The 13,555-nt window shown below is 70.0% G+C and carries 13 protein-coding genes; 8 read left to right on the top strand and 5 right to left on the bottom strand.

Annotated features, from left to right (window positions below; all coding sequences use genetic code 11):
• Nucleotides 1–7 precede the first annotated feature (7 nt).
• Nucleotides 8–1,045: a zinc-binding dehydrogenase gene (locus IPN03_12340; protein ID MBK9374485.1), complete on the bottom strand. Its 1,038-nt coding sequence runs from the start codon at nt 1,043–1,045 to the stop codon at nt 8–10.
• Nucleotides 1,046–1,078: 33 nt separating this feature from the next.
• On the opposite strand from IPN03_12340, the gene IPN03_12335 reads away from it, so the two are divergent.
• A complete protein-coding gene (locus tag IPN03_12335) occupies nt 1,079–1,588 on the top strand; it encodes a YkgJ family cysteine cluster protein (protein MBK9374484.1) in 510 nt (169 codons plus the stop codon).
• Here IPN03_12335 and IPN03_12330 read toward each other — a convergent pair.
• Nucleotides 1,572–4,364, bottom strand: a complete 2,793-nt coding sequence (locus IPN03_12330; GenBank protein ID MBK9374483.1) for a protein kinase — start codon at nt 4,362–4,364, stop codon at nt 1,572–1,574. The two genes, IPN03_12335 and IPN03_12330, sit on opposite strands and share 17 nt — an antisense overlap.
• Before the next feature lie 59 nt (nt 4,365–4,423).
• On the opposite strand from IPN03_12330, the gene IPN03_12325 reads away from it, so the two are divergent.
• Complete coding sequence (locus IPN03_12325) at nt 4,424–5,014, top strand: outer membrane beta-barrel protein (GenBank protein ID MBK9374482.1); 591 nt, start codon at nt 4,424–4,426, stop codon at nt 5,012–5,014.
• A gap of 3 nt (nt 5,015–5,017) precedes the next feature.
• Here IPN03_12325 and IPN03_12320 read toward each other — a convergent pair whose 3' ends face one another.
• Together IPN03_12320 and IPN03_12315 are read right to left on the bottom strand one after the other, a co-directional pair.
• Nucleotides 5,018–5,995 carry a pyridoxal-phosphate dependent enzyme gene (locus tag IPN03_12320; protein MBK9374481.1) on the bottom strand — a complete coding sequence of 326 codons (978 nt, stop codon included), beginning with the start codon at nt 5,993–5,995 and terminating at the stop codon, nt 5,018–5,020.
• On the bottom strand, nt 5,992–6,675 hold the full coding sequence (locus tag IPN03_12315) for a lysophospholipid acyltransferase family protein (protein MBK9374480.1): 684 nt from the start codon (nt 6,673–6,675) through the stop codon (nt 5,992–5,994). Before IPN03_12315 ends, IPN03_12320 begins: the two co-directional genes overlap by 4 nt.
• A gap of 55 nt (nt 6,676–6,730) precedes the next feature.
• On the opposite strand from IPN03_12315, the gene IPN03_12310 reads away from it, so the two are divergent.
• The 6 genes from IPN03_12310 (at nt 6,731) to ccsA (IPN03_12285) (ending at nt 11,742) form a co-directional block, all read left to right on the top strand.
• A complete protein-coding gene (locus tag IPN03_12310) occupies nt 6,731–7,354 on the top strand; it encodes an ABC transporter ATP-binding protein (GenBank protein MBK9374479.1) in 624 nt (207 codons plus the stop codon).
• The gene (locus IPN03_12305; protein ID MBK9374478.1) at nt 7,351–8,028 is read left to right on the top strand and encodes a heme exporter protein CcmB; all 678 of its coding nucleotides are present in this window, start codon (nt 7,351–7,353) and stop codon (nt 8,026–8,028) included. Before IPN03_12310 ends, IPN03_12305 begins: the two co-directional genes overlap by 4 nt.
• A 102-nt stretch (nt 8,029–8,130) precedes the next feature.
• A complete protein-coding gene (gene ccsA, locus IPN03_12300; GenBank protein MBK9374477.1) occupies nt 8,131–8,817 on the top strand; it encodes a cytochrome c biogenesis protein CcsA in 687 nt (228 codons plus the stop codon).
• Nucleotides 8,814–8,975 carry a CcmD family protein gene (locus IPN03_12295; protein ID MBK9374476.1) on the top strand — a complete coding sequence of 54 codons (162 nt, stop codon included), beginning with the start codon at nt 8,814–8,816 and terminating at the stop codon, nt 8,973–8,975. Before ccsA (IPN03_12300) ends, IPN03_12295 begins: the two co-directional genes overlap by 4 nt.
• Complete coding sequence (locus IPN03_12290; protein MBK9374475.1) at nt 8,972–9,379, top strand: cytochrome c maturation protein CcmE; 408 nt, start codon at nt 8,972–8,974, stop codon at nt 9,377–9,379. The genes IPN03_12295 and IPN03_12290 overlap by 4 nt, the downstream gene beginning before the upstream one ends.
• Nucleotides 9,379–11,742 (top strand): cytochrome c biogenesis protein CcsA, encoded by a 2,364-nt coding sequence (ccsA, locus tag IPN03_12285; protein MBK9374474.1) that lies wholly within the window; start codon nt 9,379–9,381, stop codon nt 11,740–11,742. Before IPN03_12290 ends, ccsA (IPN03_12285) begins: the two co-directional genes overlap by 1 nt.
• A 672-nt stretch (nt 11,743–12,414) precedes the next feature.
• Here ccsA (IPN03_12285) and IPN03_12280 read toward each other — a convergent pair.
• A complete protein-coding gene (locus tag IPN03_12280) occupies nt 12,415–13,473 on the bottom strand; it encodes an Mrp/NBP35 family ATP-binding protein (GenBank protein MBK9374473.1) in 1,059 nt (352 codons plus the stop codon).
• Nucleotides 13,474–13,555 lie beyond the last annotated feature (82 nt).

Genomic DNA, 13,555 nt, shown 5'->3' with positions numbered 1-13,555 from the left:
AGGAGACCTACTCCGAAACCCTCACGACGACCTTTCCGAAGCCCGCGCCCGATTCGATGCGCTCGTACGCAGCGCGCACGTCGTCGAGGGCAAAGACCGTGTCGACGACCGGCAGAACGAGCCGCCGCTCGACGGCCTTCAGAAGAGCCGAGAACTCCGCGTCCGTTCCCATCGTCGAACCGAGGATCGAGAGCTGCTTCCAGAAGATGGTCCGGATCTCCTCCTCGGGATTCGGGCCGCTCGTCGCCCCGCAGGTGACGATGCGCCCCTTCTTCGCGGCTGCCGCGAGCGACGCGCGCCAGGTCGCCGCGCCGACCGAGTCGACCACGACGTCGACGCCCCGCTTGCCCGTCAGCTCGCGCACCTTCCGGCCGACGTCGACCTTCCTGTAGTCGAGCGCCACGTCCGCCCCCATCTTCAGCGCCCGCTCGAGCTTCTCCTCGCTCCCCGACGTGACGATCACCAGGGAGGCTCCCGCGAGCCGCGCGATCTGGAGGGCGTAGGCCGACACGCCTCCTCCGATCCCGTGAATGAGGACGCTCTCCCCCGGCCGCAGGGCCGCCCGCGTCACGAGCATCCGCCACGCCGACATCGCGGCGAGCGGAAAGGCCGCAGCTTCCTCGTTCGTCAGCTGGGGCGGTGCCTTCCAGACGTTCGCGGCGGGAACGGCGATCCGTTCGGCGAGCGTCCCGGCACGGTGCTCCCCCAGGATCTCGTAGTCCACGCAGAGGCTCCGCTCGCCATCCCGGCAGAACTCGCAGCTGCCGCAGGAAAGACCGGGCTGGAGGACCACCCTCTCTCCCACGGCCAGTCCCGTCACCCCGGCGCCGAGCGCCTCGACGCGCCCGCAGCCGTCGGCCCCGGGAACGTGCGGGAAGTCGACCGGGACGCCCGGGATCCCGTTTCTCACGAAGAGGTCGAGGCGGTTGAGGGCCGCCGCCGAGATCCGGACGAGGACCTCGCCCGGTCCGGCGACGGGGTCGGGAAGGCTCCCGACCGAGAGAACGTCGCTGCCGCCGTGGCGCGTCAGAACTGCCGCTTTCATTTCTCCTCCTACTTGTGGAAACTCCCGCCTCCGATGGCCAAACACCCGAAGCTGCCGACCCTGCCCTCCTCCCTGCTCGACCCCTCGACGGTCTGCCCTCCCTGCGGAAAATGCTGCCGGTACGTCGCGGTCGGGATCGACGGCCCCGTAAGCGTCGGCGGCGTCTCCACGGCGCTCTGGCTCGTCTACCACAGGAACGTGGCGGTCTACCAATCGCACGACGGAGACTGGTTCGTCCTCTTCCCCGCCACCTGCGACAACCTCCTGCCGGACGGCCTTTGCGGAGTCTACGAGAACCGCCCGTTCCTCTGCCGCGAGTACGACGTCGACGGCTGCGAGGGAACGAGCGACGACGCCCCCGAAAAGCTCCGGTTCGACGATGGCCCCTCTCTCGGGACCTGGCTGAGAAAGATGCGTCCGGCCCTGTTCGAGAGGTGCCTCGAGGCCGGGATCCTCCCCGAGGCGGTGCGCGGGCCGTCGTCCGGCCCCACGCGCCGAGGGCGCTCCAGCGGGCGTTCCGCCGGCCCTACGCCTCGAGACTGAGGAGCGCGCCGAGGAGCTCGCCCCCGTCCTGGTAGCGGTCCGGGCGGTGCCGGTCGATCGAACGAAGCAGGACCGCGACTTCGTCCTCGTGAAGCCACGGGGCGAACGGCCGCGGATCGTCCGGGTCGCGTTCGAGCCGCGCCACGAGGACGTCGTCCCCGACGTAGGGCCAGCGACCCGCCGCCAGCGTGTAGAACGTCGCTCCCAGGGAGTAGACGTCGGATGCGGGAGAGGCGGCCTCTCCGCGAAGGACCTCCGGCGGGAAGAACGCCGGGGTGCCGATCAGCTTCGAGGTGGAGCCCGAATCGGCTTCGGGGCGGGCCAGGCCGAAGTCGAGGATCCGGAGGATGCCGTGCTCGTCGAGAACGAGATTGGCAGGCTTCAGGTCGCGATGGAGGATCCCCTTGGCGTGCGCGGCGGCGATGCCCCGGGCGGCCTGGACGAACCAGTCGCGCCAGTTCCTCTTCAGCCGCTCCGGATCGTTCTTCAGGAGGGACTGGAGGTTCGGTCCCTCGAGGAACTCCATCGCGAGATAAGCGCTGCCGAAGCCCTCGCCGAAATCGTAGAGGCCGACGATGTTCGGGTGCTTGAGCGCGGCGATCGCGCGCGCCTCGCGGATGAAGTACCGCATGGCCGTCTCGTCGCCCCAGAGCTGCGCCGGAAGGATCTTGAGGGCGACGAGCCGCTCGAGCTTGTGGTCGAGGGCCTTGTGGACGATCCCCATCCCACCACGACCCACCTCCGCGAGGATCTCGTACCGCGACTCGGGCGTCTCCGACGTGGCCATGCCGCCCGAGGCCGACATCGCCTGGAAGGTCCCGGAATGGCCCCGACCGGGAGCCCGGGTCTGAGTCGGCGCCTGGCCGGATGGGCCCCGGCTCGGCTGCTCCGCGGAAGCGGGCTCCTCGACGGCGACGGGGAAGTCCGCGTCGGTCAGCCTCTCCCCGAGAGCCAGCGAGCGCGTCCGGGCGTTCCGGAAGCTCGGGTCGAACGCCGCGATGGCCGCCATCCTCTGCTGCGCCTCCGGGAGATCACCGGCCGCCTCGAGGGCCCGCGCGAACGCCTCGTGAGCCGCGATCGTCGTGGAATCGACCGGCCTGTGCCCGAGGAGCTCGCGCAGGACGTGGACGGCGTCCCTGGCCTCGCCGTGTGTGAGGTGGGCTTCCGCCAGCTCGAGAAACACGTCGGAGACACCGGGATCGGCGCGGCGGACGGTGGTCAGGAGGTCCCAGGCCCGGTCGCGATGCCCTCCTCGCAGGGAGTTCCGTGCCGCCTCGAGCCCCCGGCCCGCGCGGAGGAAGAGCGAAACCGCCTCGTCGAACCGGCCCCTCTCCTGGAGGACGAGCGCCGCATCGGCGAACTTCCCGGCGGCCCGGTACAGCGTGATCGCGCGTTCCCAGTCCTGCAGCTCCCTGTAGATGCCGGCCGCGAGCTCTGACTTCCCGATCGCCTCGTACGCGGCCGCGGCCTCCGGAAGCTCGCCCGCCTTCACGAAGAGCGCGGCGGCCCGTTCGACCTTGCCCGCTTCCCGGAACGCCCGGGCCGCTTCGGCGATCTGACCGGTCTTCTCGTAGAGAGGGGCGGCCTTCTCCCATTTCTCCGCGCCCGCCCACGCATCCGCGGCACCGGCCCAGTCGGCTTTCCCCTCGAGGTCCCGGGCAATCAGCTCGGCGGCGGTTTTCCCCTGCCCCGCCTTCGCGAAAGCCGCGGCCGCGCCCGGCAGGTCGCCACCCCGCTCCAGCTCCTTGGCCGCCTCCAGGGGCCGGCCGGCCTCGAGGTAAAGGGGCCCGGCCAGGAGAGGCTCGCCCCCGAGCCGAAACGACTCGGCCGCTTCGAGAGGCCGGCCCGCCGCCCTGGCCGTCTCCCCTGCCCGCTTCCAGAGCGCGTTCTTCCCACCTCCGAACGTCGCTCCTTCGGCGATCTTCCGGGAGGCGTCGGCGAGAGCCGCGGCGTCGCCCACGGCCTCCGCGACCTCGGCGAGCCGGTCCCACCGGGTCGTCTGCCGCGCCTCCGCCAGCGCGACGGTTCTCGCGGCATCGGCCTTGGCGGCCTCTCCCGCCGCCTCCCAGGCCTTCGCCGCTTCCCACGCGAAGACGTCCCCCGCCTGGGTCCATAGCTCGGCCGCCGCCCGCGCGTTCCCTTGCCGCATCTCGAGCGCGGCGACGCGGGCCGGGAGCTTGCCCTTCCGGAAGGCCCGCTTGGCTTCTTCGGCATCGCCCGCCTTCAGGAAGAGCTCTCCGGCGCGGAGGTAGTCTCTCGATCGGTACGCCTCGCGGGCGGAGAGCAGGTCCGGGTTCTTCGGTCGTGAGCTTCGGAGTGTCAGCACGAACAGACCGAGAGCGAGGAGGTCGATCGCGAGGCGGGCCATGCTGTTGCGCGCGAGGAGCTGGTAGACCGGCGCCTCCGCGAGGTAGCGGGCCACCTCGGCGGCCGCCGGCAGGAGACGGGCCGCGAGGGCGAAAACCTGGTCCAGGTGGACGCCGAGAACGAGGAGGGCCGCCAGGAGGAGGCCGACGACGGACGACCGCAGGAAGTCGCCCAGGCGAACGCCCTGCTCGCGAAGGAAGCTCCGGAAGACCCTCAGGACGAGCAGGACGATGAGAACCGTCGCGACCTGCGGGGCGAAATAGAAGCGGTGCTCCACCCAATCGTGCGCGATCGGCTGCGTGGCCGCGTTCGCCCTCGCCCAGTCGACGAACCGCAGGAGGGCCAGCTGTGCGAACACGGCGACCGCAACCGGAATCAGGTCTTCCTGCCAGCTCTTCCTTCGGCTCACGCACGGGGATTATCGACGATCGGGCGCGGGCTGCCGTGTCCCGCTAACATTCCCCTCGATTGAGAGGGATCCCGCTCCTCCCCGTCCTCGCCGTTCTGGCCGTGCTGGCGTTCCCGCAGCGCCTGTCCGCCCAGTCGTATTCCGATCCGGGCCTCGGCCTCGGTGCCCACGCCGGGGTCTCGGAGGGAAAGTCGGCCGACGGGCCTTCCCTGTGCGCAGGCATCCAGCTTCGCTACAGGCTCACCGCCTCCCTCGGTGTCGAGGGGAGGATCGGCTACCGGCGCCAGACCGTGGACGACGGCTCGGGCCCTCTCCTCGACCTCCTCGACCTCCCCGTGACCGGCACCGGCCAGCTCTTCTTCTTCCCGCGTGGCCGTGTCCAGCCGTTCCTCCTCGCGGGGGCGGGCCTGCACGTCGTCGATACGACGCCCACGGGCAGGAACACGACCACCAGCAAAGCGACGGAGGCGGTTTTCGGAATGCACGCCGGGGCCGGGTTCGACGTGAGGCCGTCGCGGTCCACCGCCCTGCACCTCGACGCCCGGTGGGTCTTCCTCGAGCCGACCGCCATCACCGACCTCGAGAAGGCGGGTTACGACGTCCTCCCCGGCTACCTCGCGATCACCCTCGGGGTGACGTTCTTCCGCTGAGCCTCAGGCGGGAAGCCCGGCGACGAGCTCGGCGAACCGGGCGGGGTCGACGTTTCCCCCGGAGAGGATCACCCCCACCCGCCGCCCCGCGACGCCCGGCACCCTTCGGGCGAAGAGCGCCGCCGCAGCAGCCGCGCCGCCCGGCTCCACGACGAGCTTCATTCGGGAGAACAGGAACGTCATCGCCTGCCTCAGCTCGAGGTCGCTGACGGTCACGACGCCTTCTACGAGCGCTCGCAGGATCGCGAAGTTCCGTTCGCCGACGCGCGTCGTCTGGAGGCAGTCGGCGATCGTCTCCGGGACGGAGATCGCGATCCGCCGTCCCTCACCCAGTGACCGGGCCACGTCGTCCCCCGCTTCCGGCTCGACGCCCAGGACGCGGATACCCGGCCGCAGGCCGGTCGCCGCGATCGCCGTTCCCGCGAGCAGGCCGGCGCCGCCACAGGGCGCCACCACGACGTCGAGGTCCGTCACCTCCTCGAGCAGCTCGAGCGCCGCCGTTCCCTGGCCGGCGATGATCGCGTCGTCGTCGAACGGCGGCACCAGGACGACGCCCCGTTCCCGGACGAGCCGCCGCGCGATCGCCTCGCGGTCTTCGCGCCTCCGGTCGTAGAGGACGACCTCGGCGCCGTAAGCGCGCGTGGCGGCGAGCTTCAGGGCCGGCGCGTCGTCGGGCATCACGATCGTTGCGGGGACGCCGAGGTCGCGCGCCGCGAGCGCCACCGCCTGCGCGTGGTTTCCCGAAGAGAAGGCGACGACGCCCCGGGTTCGTTCGACCTCCGACAGCAGCGTGAGCCGCGAGAATGCGCCGCGAGCCTTGAAGGCGCCGACCCGCTGAAACGTCTCGGCCTTGAAGAAGAGCTTCGCGCCCGCGAGGGCGTCGGCCGTCGTCGACGTCAGGACCGGCGTCCTGTGGACGTGGCCGGCGATTCTCGCCGCCGCGGCCTTCACGTCGTCGAGCGTCACCGTCGAGGCGCTCACGGCGCGGCCTCCACGAGAGGGCGCGGCCCGCGCTCGCGCGGAGCGCCCGCGACGCCGCAGAGCCGGTCCGCCTCGTCGGTCATCGCGTCGATCGCCGTGTCGACCCGCGACAGGAACGCCGCGTCGCTCTCCCCTTCCGCCCGCCGCAGCGGCTCGCCGAAGACGACCGCGCAGCGCGAGAAGGGCAGCGGGAGGAGGTATCGGTCCCACGACCCGAGGAACCTCGGCCTCGCCGACGAGGTCCCGACGGGCATGATCGGGGCGTCCAGGGCCTCCGCGAGGCGCAGGACCCCCGTCTTGCACCGGCGGGCCGGCCCGCGCGGCCCGTCGGGCGTCAGGGCCGCCCAGCGGGTCGTCCCCTGCAGCGCTTCGACCATCCCTGCGAGCGCCTCGCTCCCGCCGCGCGAGGACGATCCCCGAACCGGGCGATACCCCCACCAGTAGAGGAACCCGGCGATCACGTCGCCGTCCCGGCTCTGTGAAGCCATCGTCACGACGCCCCGGTACGGGAACCGGAGGATTCCAGCCACCATCCTCTGGTGCCAGATCGCGTGGAGAACGGGCCGCCCGGAGCGTTCGATCGCCTCGCGGTGCTCGCGCCCCACGAGCCGGATCCGGAGCGTGGATCTCCAGAGGGCGATGACGAGAAAGAGGGGAAAGCCGAGGAGCAGTCCGCGCACCCGGGGATTCTCTCCGACACGCGCCCCGGGCGCCCGCCCTGTATCCTCCGGCGCCGTGCGCCTCGTCGCGGAGAAGCTCTGCCGCTCGTTCGGGCCCCGGAAGATCTTCGGGCCGCTCTCCTTCGCCACGTCGCCGGGGAGGGTCCTCGGCGTCGCCGGCGCCAATGGCTCCGGGAAGACGACGCTCGTGAAGACCCTCGTCGGCCTGATTCGTCCCTCTTCCGGCAGCGTCTGGCTCGAGGACGAATCGCTCTCCGCCGGCAGGATCACCGTTCGCGACGCGAACGGCTCGATCGGCTGGTGCGCCCCCGACCTCGCTCTCTACGCCGAGCTCACGCCGTCCGAGAACCTCGAGTTCTTCGCCCGCGTCGCCGGGCGCCCCATTCCACGGGAGGAGGCCGAACGCCGGATCGCCGAGGTCGGCCTCGACCCGAAGCGGCTCCGGACGATCCGTACCCGGTTCCTTTCCACGGGCCAGCGGCAGCGGGTCAAGCTCGCCTACGCGGTCCTCGGATCCCCCTCCGTCCTCTTCCTCGACGAGCCCGGCTCGAACCTCGACGAGGCCGGCCACCGGGCGGTCGAGGCGATCGTCGCGGCCCAGCGCGCCCGCGGCAGCGTCGTCCTCGCCACGAACGACCCGGTCGAGCTCGCCCTCGCCGACGACAGGGTGGACCTGTGATCCTCCGCGCGGCCGCGGCCGTCTTCGTGAAGGACCTCCGAACCGAGTGGCGCACGCGCGTCGCGCTCAACGCCCTCCTCCTCTTCGCCTTCTCCGTCCTGATCCTCGTCGGCTACGCGGTCGGCCCGACCCGGCTCGCGCTCGAGGACCGCCCCATCGTCAACTCGGTCCTCCTCTGGATCGTCCTCTTCTTTTCGGCGATGACGGGTCTCTCCCGGGCCTTCGTGAACGAAGAGGAGACCGGGACCGCCTCGGCCCTTCGCCTCTCGGCCCCCCCCGCGGCCGTCTTCCTCGGAAAGCTCCTCGGGAACCTCGCGCTCCTCGGTATCGTGATGGCGCTCGTCGTTCCCCTTTTCCTCGCCCTGATGTCGTTCGGCATCGCCGCTCCGGGGCTCTTCCTGGCGATCCTGGTCTTCGGCGCGATCGGTCTCGCCTCGGCCTCGACCTTCATCGCCGCCATCGTCGCCAAGACGGCGGCCAAGGGCGCCCTTTTCGCCGTCCTCGCGACGCCCCTCCTTCTCCCCCCGCTCGTTGCCGCCGTCACCGGGACGCGCGTCGCCGCGACGGAGCCGGAGCTGGCGGCCGGGCTCGACGCCGTGCGCCTGCTCTTCGCCTTCGACGGCATCATGATCACGGCCTCGTTCCTCCTCTTCGACGCCGTCTGGCGCGAGTAGTCCGGGCCTCTCGGACCCCGAATGCAGCGCCCGATGGGCGCGAATTCCATTCGGACCCCGTTTGGTCCTGATTGGACCCAATCTCACTTATCATCGCGACCGATGAAGGTCCTCGGGTCCCTCGGCAAGGTTCTCCTGGGCGTTGGAATGGCGGTCATCCTCTGGGCAGCCTTCCTGTACGCACACCCCGCGGAGAGCTTCGTGGGCGAGTCTTCCCGCATCGTCTTCTTCCACGTCCCGACGGCCTGGATCTCCGCCCTGGCCTTTCTTCTCGCCGCCGTCCATTCCGGTCTCTACCTGAAGACCCGGAGGATCGAGAGCGACGACGCGGCGGCCTCGGCCGCACGCCTCGGGGTTCTCTTCTGCGTCCTCGCCACGGTGACGGGCTCTCTCTTCGCCAAGGTCATGTGGAATTCGTACTGGAACTGGGACCCGCGGCAGACGTCGATCGTGCTGCTCCTCCTCGTCTACGGGGCCTACCTGGGCCTCAGGCAGGCGATCGAGGAGCCCGAGCGCCGCGCGACCCTCTCGGCCGCGTACGCCCTCGTCGCGTTCGCCACCGTTCCCTTCCTGATGTTCGCCGTCCCGCGCATGTACGCCTCCCTCCACCCCGACACGGTCATCAACGCCCGGGGGAAGGTGGAGATGTCGCCGGACATCAAGCTCGTCTTCTTCACCTCGATGATCGCGTTCACCGCGCTCTTCGCCTGGATGTACGCCCTCGACGTCAAGGCGACCCGGCTCGTCCGGCGCCTCGAGGAGAGGGCGGCCGGAGGCCACGCCGCATGACCCCCGACGCCCCGACGGCCGCCGTCTCGCACGGCGCGCTGTTCTACGTCGCCGCCGTCAACATCATCATCTGGGCGGGGCTCTTCGCCTACCTCGTCCACCTCGACCGAAAGGTCCGCTCCGCGATGTCGCGGCAGACCCCGGAGGACCCGTCATGAAGAAAGCCTACTGGGCTGGCGCCGCCCTCATCCTCGCCTTCCTCGTCCTCGGCCTGACGACGTTCTCGTCGACGATGACACCGTACGTCACGTTCGCCGAGGCGGAGAAGTCCGTCCGCGTCGTCCAGGTGATGGGCGGTCTCGAGAAGGGCTCCTCGCGCTACGACACGGTCTCCAAGACGCTCCACTTCAACCTCGTCGACCTCGAGACGAAGAAGGTCCTCCCGGTGGCCTACCGCGACGTGAAACCAGCCAACTTCGAGGAGGCCGTCTCGATCGTCGCGATCGGGAAGTACCAGAAGGACGGCTTCCACGCGGAGAAGCTCCTGGTGAAGTGCCCGTCCAAGTACCAGGGCGAGGAGACGGAGAAGCACTACGGGGCCAAGGTCTCGGTGAAGACCTGATGGGCGGCCTCGGGTACGCCCCCGGCACCCTCGCCCTCTGGTTCGCCCTCGCCTCGGGCCTGGCGACGATGGCCGCCTACGCCCGCGCCCTGACCCTCCAGAAGGCGGGGGGCGAGACGTACGACGCGGCGATCTCCCTCGGACGGCGCCTCTACACCGCCTTCGCGGGCTCCATCCTCCTCGCCTCGGCGCTCCTCATGTACCGCCTCCTGGTGCACGACTTCCGCCTCTCGTACGTGACGTCGTACTCGGGGAAGGACCTTCCGTTCCGTTATCTCTTCTCCACCTTCTGGGCCGGCCAGGAGGGGTCGTTCCTGACGTGGCTCTTCTTCGGCGCAATCATCGGCTTCTTCGTCCTGCGCACCGCCCGCGAGCAGGAACCGCCCGTCATGGCGGTCTACGTCCTCTCTTTCCTGGGCATCGTGGCCATCCTCGTCAAGCAGTCGCCGTTCCGCTTCCTCGCCGAGGTGCCGCCCGACGGACAGGGCCTGAACCCGCTGCTGCAAGACCCGTGGATGGTCATCCACCCACCGGTCATGTTCGCGGGCTTCGCCTCGCTCTCGGTCCCCTTCGCCTTCGCCATCGCGGCGCTCTGGACGAAGCGCTGGGACGGCTGGGTCGTCCGCGCCATGCCGTGGGCGCTCTTCACGTTCGTCTGTCTCGGCACGGCGATCCTGATGGGCGGCTACTGGGCCTACAAGACGCTCGGATGGGGCGGGTACTGGGCCTGGGACCCCGTCGAGAACACGTCCCTCGTCCCGTGGCTCGCGACGACGGCGCTCGTCCACGGCATGTACCTGCAAAAGGCGCGCGAGAAGCACCGCAAGATCAACATCATCCTGGCGATCCTCGCCTTCTGCTGCATCCTGTACGGCACGTTCCTCACGCGTTCCGGCGTCCTGGCCGACTTTTCGGTCCACTCCTTCGTCGACCTCGGCATCACCGGCTGGCTCGTCGCGATCATCGTGACGTTCCTCGTCGGCGGCCTCGGGCTCCTCGCCTTCCGCTGGAGGGAGATCCCGGTCGTCAACGAGATCGACCCGGCGACGGGTAAGGAGAAGGAAGAGCCTTTTCTCTCGCGCTCCGTTCTCTTCATCCTCTCCGTGACACTCTTTTCCGCCTCGGGCCTCGTCATCCTCCTCGGCACGTCGGCCCCGATCATCACGCGCATCGGGGGCAAGGCATCCCAGGTGGCGACGAGCTTCTACGACACCACCCACACACCCCTCGCCATCATCATGGCGCTCCTCATCGCGCTCGTCCCGTTCGTCTCCTGGCGGGGCGAGACGTGGGCTGCGATCGGGAAGAAGGTGGCCATGGCGGGGGTCTTCGGCCTCCTCGGCGTCATCCTCTTCCTCTTCCTCGGCGTGAGAAAGCCGGTCGACCTCCTCTTCCTCGGCGCGGCCTGCTTCGGCCTCGCGTCCTCGGCCGAGATCATCGTCCTCTTCGTGCAGCGCAAGGCGATCCGGAGCGCCGGGGGCTACTTCGCCCACGTCGGCACGTCCATCATGCTCGTCGGGATCCTCGTCTCCGGCGCCTACGAGATGAAGACCCAGGTGACCCTGCGGCGCAACCAGCCCCTCGTCATCGAGAACCACGGGCGCCCCGTCACGTTCACGTTCACCGGCCTCTACTTCGTCAACGAGGACGGCGTCGTGAAGACCCAGGACCAGCTCGACCGGACGCAGCTCTCCGACCGGCGCGCCAAGCAGGCGATGGAGGTCACCGTCACCGAGGGCAAGACGGTCTGGAAGGCGTACCCCAAGCTCTACATGAACGAGAGGTCGGGGCAGCTGATGGCCAACCCCGACGTGCGCAAGTCGTTCCTCCTCGACCTCTACATCTCGCCCCAGTCGTACGAGCCGGGCGCGCCCGCCCGCATGGAGGGGTCCGTCGCCGTCCTGCGCAGGGGCGAGGAGAAGGCCGTCAACGGGGTCAACGTGAAGTTCGTCGACTTCTCCTCCGACGGCTCGCACGCCGAAGGCGGCACCTTCACCATCGGGTCGAGGCTCGAGGTCACCGCCGGCGGCAAGACCGCCGAGGTGACGCCGAAGTTCATCGTCTCCCTCGGCGGGCCCGAAGGTCAGCGGATGGAAAGCCCCGACACGCCCCTCCCCGGAACCGACAAGGGGATGGTCCGCGTCCGCCGCGTCTCCCCCAACGACGGCGCCGTCGAGCTCGAGCTCCTCGGCCTCGACCCGGCCGGCGACGTCCAGCCAGCGACGCCCGAGTCCCTCTCCATCGACGTGACGACGAAGCCTCTCATCTCCCTCGTCTGGGCCGGCTTCTACGTCATGATGCTCGGTGGCATCCTCGCGATGATCAAGCGCGCGAAGGACGCGAGGCAGGCAGCGATCGCGTAGGACCCCGAGAAGAGAATGCCGGAGAGAAACCGGCCCGAGAGACCAGAATCATCCACGACGCACGACGGCCCGGCACAGACGCCGGGCCGTTTCCGTTTCGGGAAGACGCGAGATGCGAACGGGGGACGGGGATAGGAGAACGGAGAGTCGGGATCACGTCCACATTCCAGGGGCGCGTGGGAGGGGTGCACCCCGCTCGCGCGTGCTCGGGCGTTCGCTTCGCGGGGCGCAACCCTCCCGCGCGCCGTGCCAGCTTCGAGTTCTCTGGCCGCCCTTCGGGCGGCGGGATACCTGAATCACCGGACCTTCGACGCCCCCTCCAGTGCTCCAAGCGCCGCGCAGAGTGTAGAAGGTAGACCTGACCCCATCCTGGGGAATGCTCTCGGCGGCCGAGCCACGGGGGTGGGTCCCGCGAGCCGCCCCCGAGCACGACTGGGGACCCGCTCGCTTGCGCGAGGACCGGGCGGGGATCAGGCCCGCGCGCGTGTCTGACGAGCGAAGCGAGGAGTTCGCGCGGGCCCCCCGCCCGGCCGCAGCGCGAGCGGAAGCGGGTCGGACGCGCGCAGCAGGCGGCCGTGGGACTCACCGCCGGGGCGAGGCTCCCCTCCCCCGTGCTCCGGTGCCCTCGTCTCTCCGGGGGGTCTGTGTCGGTCCTCGGCCCCTGTTGCCGGGTTACGCCCCGACGGCCTTTACCACGGCCTTGCCCAGCTCGAGGAAGGCCTTCGTCGAGGCGGAGTCGGGCTCGGCGGCGACGATCGGCATTCCGGCGTCTCCGGAGAGGGCGATGCGCGGGTCGAGGGGGATGCGGCCGAGGAAGGGGACGCCCAGCTGCAGCGCCGTCTTCTCTCCGCCGCCGGTCTTGAAGATCGGCTCGACGTGGCCGCACTTGGGGCACTCGAAGCCGCTCATGTTCTCGATGATGCCGATGAGCGGGACGTTCACTTTCTGGAACATCGCGAGGCCCTTCCTCGCGTCGATGAGGGCGACGTCCTGGGGCGTCGTGACGATGACGGCGCCGGAGAGGGCGACCTTCTGCGTCAGCGTGAGCTGCGCGTCGCCCGTTCCGGGCGGGAGGTCGACGATCAGGAAGTCCTGCGTGCCCCACGCCACGTCGCCGAGGAACTGCTCGATCGCCTTGTAGATCATCGGCCCGCGCCAGATGACCGGCGTGTCGGCGTCCATCAGGAAGCCGATCGACATGACCCGGACGCCGTACTTCTCGATCGGGACGATCTTCTCTTCCTCGTTCAGGAACGGCTTCTCGTCGATCCCCATCATCATCTGCTGCGACGGCCCGTAGATGTCGCAGTCGAGCAGGCCGACCGTGTAGCCGAGCTGCCGGAGCGCGATCGCGAGGTTGCCGGCAACGGTCGACTTGCCGACGCCCCCCTTGCCCGAGGCGACGGCGACCATGAACCGCGTGTCGGGGAGCATCTCGGGCCGGGCCGCCTGGGCACCGGCCAGGTTCACCGGGGCCTGCCCGGTTTCCACGGCGATCGTCACCGCCGTCACACCCGGCAGGGCACGGAGCGCCGCGTCGCACTCCGAGCGGATCTGCGCGGCGACCTCGGCGGAGGCGGTCGTCATCGAGAGGCGGAACGAGACGTTCCCGCCGCCGACGGCGATGTCCTTGACGAAGCCGAAGGAGACGATGTCACGGCTGAAGCCGGGATACTTGACGTTGCGGAGCGCTTCGAGGACGGTCTCCTCGCTGGGGGGCACGGTCGACATGGAAAACCTCCGATCGGGATCGCCGTCCCGGATGGGGCGGCCGCCGCGGGCTTGCCTCTCAAGGCGCCGCGCGACGGGCGGA

The sequence above is a fragment of the Holophagales bacterium genome (genome assembly GCA_016719485.1).
Taxonomy (GTDB): Bacteria; Acidobacteriota; Thermoanaerobaculia; order UBA5066; family UBA5066; genus UBA5066.
This window is presented reverse-complemented; position numbering and strand designations above follow the sequence as displayed.

Coding starts and splice junctions, on each gene's coding strand:
- ccsA (MBK9374477.1), top strand. CDS start 8,131: ATGAAGGTCCTCGGGTCCCTCGGCAAGGTTCTCCTGGGCGTTGGAATG.
- IPN03_12295 (MBK9374476.1), top strand. CDS start 8,814: ATGACCCCCGACGCCCCGACGGCCGCCGTCTCGCACGGCGCGCTGTTC.
- IPN03_12335 (MBK9374484.1), top strand. CDS start 1,079: ATGGCCAAACACCCGAAGCTGCCGACCCTGCCCTCCTCCCTGCTCGAC.
- IPN03_12340 (MBK9374485.1), bottom strand. CDS start 1,045: ATGAAAGCGGCAGTTCTGACGCGCCACGGCGGCAGCGACGTTCTCTCG.
- ccsA (MBK9374474.1), top strand. CDS start 9,379: ATGGGCGGCCTCGGGTACGCCCCCGGCACCCTCGCCCTCTGGTTCGCC.
- IPN03_12290 (MBK9374475.1), top strand. CDS start 8,972: ATGAAGAAAGCCTACTGGGCTGGCGCCGCCCTCATCCTCGCCTTCCTC.
- IPN03_12280 (MBK9374473.1), bottom strand. CDS start 13,473: ATGTCGACCGTGCCCCCCAGCGAGGAGACCGTCCTCGAAGCGCTCCGC.